Source organism: Vibrio halioticoli NBRC 102217, from assembly GCF_000496695.1.
GTDB classification, from domain to species: domain Bacteria; phylum Pseudomonadota; class Gammaproteobacteria; order Enterobacterales; family Vibrionaceae; genus Vibrio; species Vibrio halioticoli.
Genome location: NZ_BAUJ01000095.1, coordinates 1 through 4,928, shown reverse-complemented (window position 1 = coordinate 4,928; position 4,928 = coordinate 1). Strand labels below are relative to the sequence as shown.

Annotated in this window: 3 protein-coding genes; 1 reads left to right on the top strand and 2 read right to left on the bottom strand. The window is 42.0% G+C overall.

Annotated elements, in window-relative coordinates; all coding sequences use genetic code 11:
• Positions 1-194: 194 nt before the first annotated feature.
• A complete protein-coding gene (locus VHA01S_RS17620) occupies positions 195-2,327 on the bottom strand; it encodes a type I secretion system permease/ATPase (RefSeq protein ID WP_023405698.1) in 2,133 nt (710 codons plus the stop codon).
• Positions 2,328-2,489: 162 nt separating this feature from the next.
• Positions 2,490-3,881: an HlyD family type I secretion periplasmic adaptor subunit gene (locus VHA01S_RS17615; protein WP_023405697.1), complete on the bottom strand. Its 1,392-nt coding sequence runs from the start codon at positions 3,879-3,881 to the stop codon at positions 2,490-2,492.
• A 345-nt stretch (positions 3,882-4,226) separates the two neighbouring features.
• On the opposite strand from VHA01S_RS17615, the gene pdxH reads away from it, so the two are divergent.
• A complete protein-coding gene (pdxH, locus tag VHA01S_RS17610; protein WP_023405696.1) occupies positions 4,227-4,868 on the top strand; it encodes a pyridoxamine 5'-phosphate oxidase in 642 nt (213 codons plus the stop codon).
• Positions 4,869-4,928 lie beyond the last annotated feature (60 nt).

Sequence of the window (4,928 nt, the reverse complement as noted above, 5' to 3'; positions counted from 1 at the left end):
AATACCAATCACACTAAGTAAGTGATCGGAGCTAGCGCAGGAAAAATTCTCGAGAACAAGGCAGAATTTTTCGATAAGTAGTTATTCTACAATCAAAAATTCTAACGCCGTTATCGAGCATTTTAACAAGCTAGAATGACCAGTTATTTAGTACGATTGGTATAATTTACAGTGTAAATCGTTATTGATACCAATTATTTAGTATGATTGGTATTATTCACACTCTTTAAGTTTCCTTTTTTAAGCTCGGCTAACACCTTTTCTTTTGGACCATCGGCTACAACACTTCCAGCACTCATTACAATTAAGCGATCGACCACTTCGAGCATGGAAGTCTTATGAGTGATAAGCACCAGTGTTTCTTGTTTAGATAGGTTTTGTAGTTCTGATTTTATTAAGGCTTCCGAGCGGTTATCCATCGCACTGGTTGGTTCATCAAGTAATAGCACCGGAGGTCTACCCAGAAATGCTCGGGCAATGGCAACCGCTTGACGTTGTCCTCCAGAGAGAAGTTGACCCCCTTCACCGACTTGTCTTTCTAATCCAGCCGGGTCTTTCATGGTGAAGTCCGTGACACCAGCGCGTTTAGCCGCAAGTAATACCTCATCATCTTCGGCCAGTTGTTTGCCAAGGGTAATGTTGTCACGGATTGAACCGTAAAATAAAGTGATGTCTTGTGGTACACAGCCTATGTTGCTTCTCACGTCAGTATGGTGCAATTGTTGGATGTCGGTATCATCAATGCGAATATGACCCTGTGTCGGCTTATACAGGCCCATAATGAGACGCTCAAGAGTTGTTTTACCCGAACCAATACGCCCTATAATCGCCACCTTCTCACCAGGACGAATAGTGATGCTGAGATCTCTAATAGAAGAAACGGGAGAATCAGGGTAATTGAAGCTGACTTTATCGAGCTCAATTTTGCCTTGCAGTACTGGGCGGTGGATGTAACGTTTATCTTCTTCTTGCTCATCGGGCATGCTCATGACTTGCTCAATAATAGTCATTGACGATTTTGCTTGATTGTAGCGTGTTGAAAGTAGCGCAACCTGAACTAAAGGACCAATAGCGCGACCACTGAGCATTGTGGCGGCAATCAATCCCCCCATGGTCAGTTCACCTTCTGAGATAAGATAAACACCCATTATCAACATACCCACATTGGACGCTTGTTGTAGAAAACCTGCCGAGTTTTGTACGCCGTCAGTGATACGACGACTTTTGATGTTCCAGTTTGCCATATGTGCAACGGCTTCTTCCCAGCGATATTGAAACTGACTTTGCGCGCCAAATATTTTTAATGATTCTAATCCGGCCAAACTTTCAATTAAGTTGGCGTATTTCTGCGAAGCTAAGCGAGAGCCTTCTTCAATGCTGTTGCGTAGCGGTCGTTGAATAATGAGTGAATGTAAAATAAGTAAAGTCACACACACAATAGGCACTAACACTACGTTGCCTGCAATCAGCCAAATGACTAATAAAAACAGCAGAGCAAAAGGTAAATCGATCAATGCCGCAATGGTGGCTGAGGTGAAAAACTCTCGAATAGATTCAAACTCTTGCAGGTGTCTGGCAAATGCTCCAACTGACGGTGGGCGGGCTTCCATTCTAATTCCCATTACTTTGCTAAACAGTTTCGACGAAATCAGAATGTCTGACTTTTTACCTGCGACATCAATGAAGTAACTTCGAAGTGATTTAAGCAGTAAGTCAAAGATAAAAATGACCACAATACCGCTCGCCAGCACCCATAAAGATTCAAAGGCTAAATTGGGGACAACTTTATCGTAGACAATTCGAGTAAATAGGGGAGTGGCAATAGCGAAAATATTGATCAAAATTGAGGCAATTAAAACATCACGGTAAATAGAGCGTGATTCTTTTAATGTACCCCAAAACCAATGCCCTTTGCGGGTTTTGAGTATTTCGGGAGAGCGTTGATCAAAGCGGAACTGTTTTTTTATTAAAAAATAGCGGCCACTATAATCTTCTTCCAGATCGGCAAGCGTTACTGTTGTGGCGACAAATCCTGTTTTGGTACTGACAATTTCTGCTTGTCCATTATCGTTATCGACACTGAGTAAAACGCAGGCTTCGTTTTCACCTGTTAGTAATATGGCAGGCAGTACTAGGGTTGATACTTTGGTCAGTGACGCCGATTGTTCTTTTGCGACCAACCCAGCTCGTTGTGCGGCTCGTGAAAATAAAATAGGCGTTAGTTTACCGTCAGGTAATGGCAATCCATTTAACAGTGCTTCTGGCGAATTGGAGAGGCCGTAGTAGCGACTGACATAGATAAGTGAATGTAATAATGAGTCTTTCATGCGTTGTCATCCTTGGCTGCATTCATCTAGCCGTGTAATCCAATAGTAATCTTAAGACCAACTGTCTGCTTGTCGTGAGTATGAATGTTATTCACATAAGCCTTTGATTATTGACAAGGAAACCCTTGATCATGCTTTCGAAATTTGCGTGTAAGTCTTTGTTTATTCACGCAGAGCACGTCCCTTAGCACTTAGCACGGGTTTTAGTAGGTAATCGAGCACAGTGTGCTTGCCCGTAATAATGTCTACCGAAGCTGTCATCCCTGGAATAATCGGTAATTGACCGTTGTTACCAAACTCTGTTTGTTCGGTGCGAACGCGTACAAGATAAAAGCTATTTCCTTCTTCATCTTGAATGGTGTCTGCGCTGATATGGTCAAGTTTGCCTTGTAAGCCGCCGTATTTAGTGAAGTCATAAGCACTAAATTTTACGATGGCTGGCAGATCAGGTCGTAAAAAGGCGATATCTTGCGGCGCAATCTTCGCTTCCACGACGAGCACATCTTCAGTAGGAACGATTTCCACCAAATCCATACCCGGCTGAATAACGCCTCCTACCGTATTGGTGTACAGTTTTTTTATAGTACCAGTGACAGGGGAGGTCACCACCGTACGACTGACCCTATCTTCGAGTCCAACAGTGCTTTGGGTCAGTGCTGATAATTCATCTTGGCTTTGATTTAGCTTTTCTTGTTGTTCAGAGCGAAAATCAAGAGCGGCGTCAACTCGACTAAGCAGTTTTTCTCTAATAGCGGCATTGAGTACAGGAACTTGCCCTCGAGCTGAATCAAGTTCTCTTTTAGTATCAATAACTTGACGCTTTAGTTTGATGAACTCAATTTGCGGAACTATGCCTTCTATTGCTAGCGGTTCCATTAGGTCATATTCTTTTTGTGCGAACTCATTCGCTTGTTTAAGGTTTGAAATTCGGCCACGAGTCTCGTTCATATCTTGAATTTTTTGGTCAACTCTTTCGTCAATCACTTTAAGTTGGTTTTTTAAATTGCCCAGATCTTGTCGATACTCAACACGCTGTCTAGCGGCTAGTTTTGGTTGAGTTTCTTCAAAATTAGTTGGGTACACCAGTTTATTAGTGTGAATGACCACGCTATCGCGCCAATTTCTTAGAGTAACGTTATCTTTTACTTCGATGCTGGCGACCGATGCGGAGAGTTGCAAAACTTTGGCTGTTAAGTTGTAGACTTGCTGTTCGCGCTCTCTGAAGTCAGATTGAAAGCGCGTATCATCAATCAGCAATAGTTGCTGTCCTTGGGTGACTTGTTGACCTTCTCGTACCAGAATGGCTTTAACTAAGCCACCTTCTAAATTTTGTACGATTTGCAATTGGCTTGAAGGAATGACCTTGCCATTTCCCACGGTGACTTTGTCGATTTCGGCCCAGTTCGCCCATGCAACGGCACAGCCAAAAAAAACCAAAACCAACCATAGTAAAAGCCGGGCGTTTGAAGGTGTATTTAGCAGTAGCGCTGCAGTTTTATCATCAACGTACTCTAACTCGGTTCGACCGAGGTTTTTTAGCTTCTCTTGACTCATAGGCCATCCATTTGCGCATAGAGTGATTAAGGGAAAAAGAGTCTACTGCTAGGGTGAGAGAGTGATTAGAGCCACTAACAAAGACATACTCCTATAGTATGTTGATTTGTTGTAAATGTTAAGTAAATGCGCTTTATTATTGGCTATTGTGTAACAAGGATAGGTGCTCTAGATGATTGAATTTTAAGTATAATTATTATTTCACAAATAGATTCCCCCGTTTTATGTCAAATATGTTCCAAAAAATGAGAACAGAGTTAAGCTAAATGAATATACATGCAAAACCTTCTTGAGATATTTATCTCGAAAGCGCAAAATTTAACAAAAGTCATTTGAGGATGTGAAATGAAGTTAACGGATATTCGTCGCGACTATACGCTGGGCGGTTTACGCAGAAAGAATTTAAAAGAAAACCCCGTTGATCAGTTTAATTTATGGTTAGAGCAGGCGATTGAAGCAGAGTTGACGGATCCTACCGCAATGACAGTGGCAACCGTTGATGAAAACGGTCAGCCGTATCAACGAATTGTGCTGTTAAAAAGTCTTGATGACCAAGGCTTTGTATTTTACACCAATCTAGGCAGTCGTAAGGCGCTTCATCTACAAGATAACAACAAAATTAGCCTGCACTTTCCGTGGCATCCATTAGAGCGACAAGTTCATGTGACTGGTGTGGCTGAAAAATTGACTGCGGCAGAAAACTTTAAATACTTCACTTCTCGTCCAAAAGGCAGTCAGTTAGCGGCAATAGCCAGCAAGCAAAGCTCACGCATCTCAGCGCGTGGAATTTTGGAAGGTAAGTTTTTAGAGCTTAAAAAGAAGTTCTCTGATGGTGAAATACCTATGCCTTCATTCTGGGGTGGATATCGTATTAAGGTTGAATCTATCGAATTTTGGCAAGGTGGAGCTAATCGTTTACATGATAGATTTATCTATACTCGTGTGGGTGATGCTCAACAGTGGGAAATTGAGCGTCTTGCGCCATAATTTACACTGTAAATATAATACCAATCACACTAAGTAAGTGATCAGAACTAGCGCAAGAAA

Coding starts and splice junctions, on each gene's coding strand:
- pdxH (WP_023405696.1), top strand. CDS start 4,227: ATGAAGTTAACGGATATTCGTCGCGACTATACGCTGGGCGGTTTACGC.
- VHA01S_RS17615 (WP_023405697.1), bottom strand. CDS start 3,881: ATGAGTCAAGAGAAGCTAAAAAACCTCGGTCGAACCGAGTTAGAGTAC.
- VHA01S_RS17620 (WP_023405698.1), bottom strand. CDS start 2,327: ATGAAAGACTCATTATTACATTCACTTATCTATGTCAGTCGCTACTAC.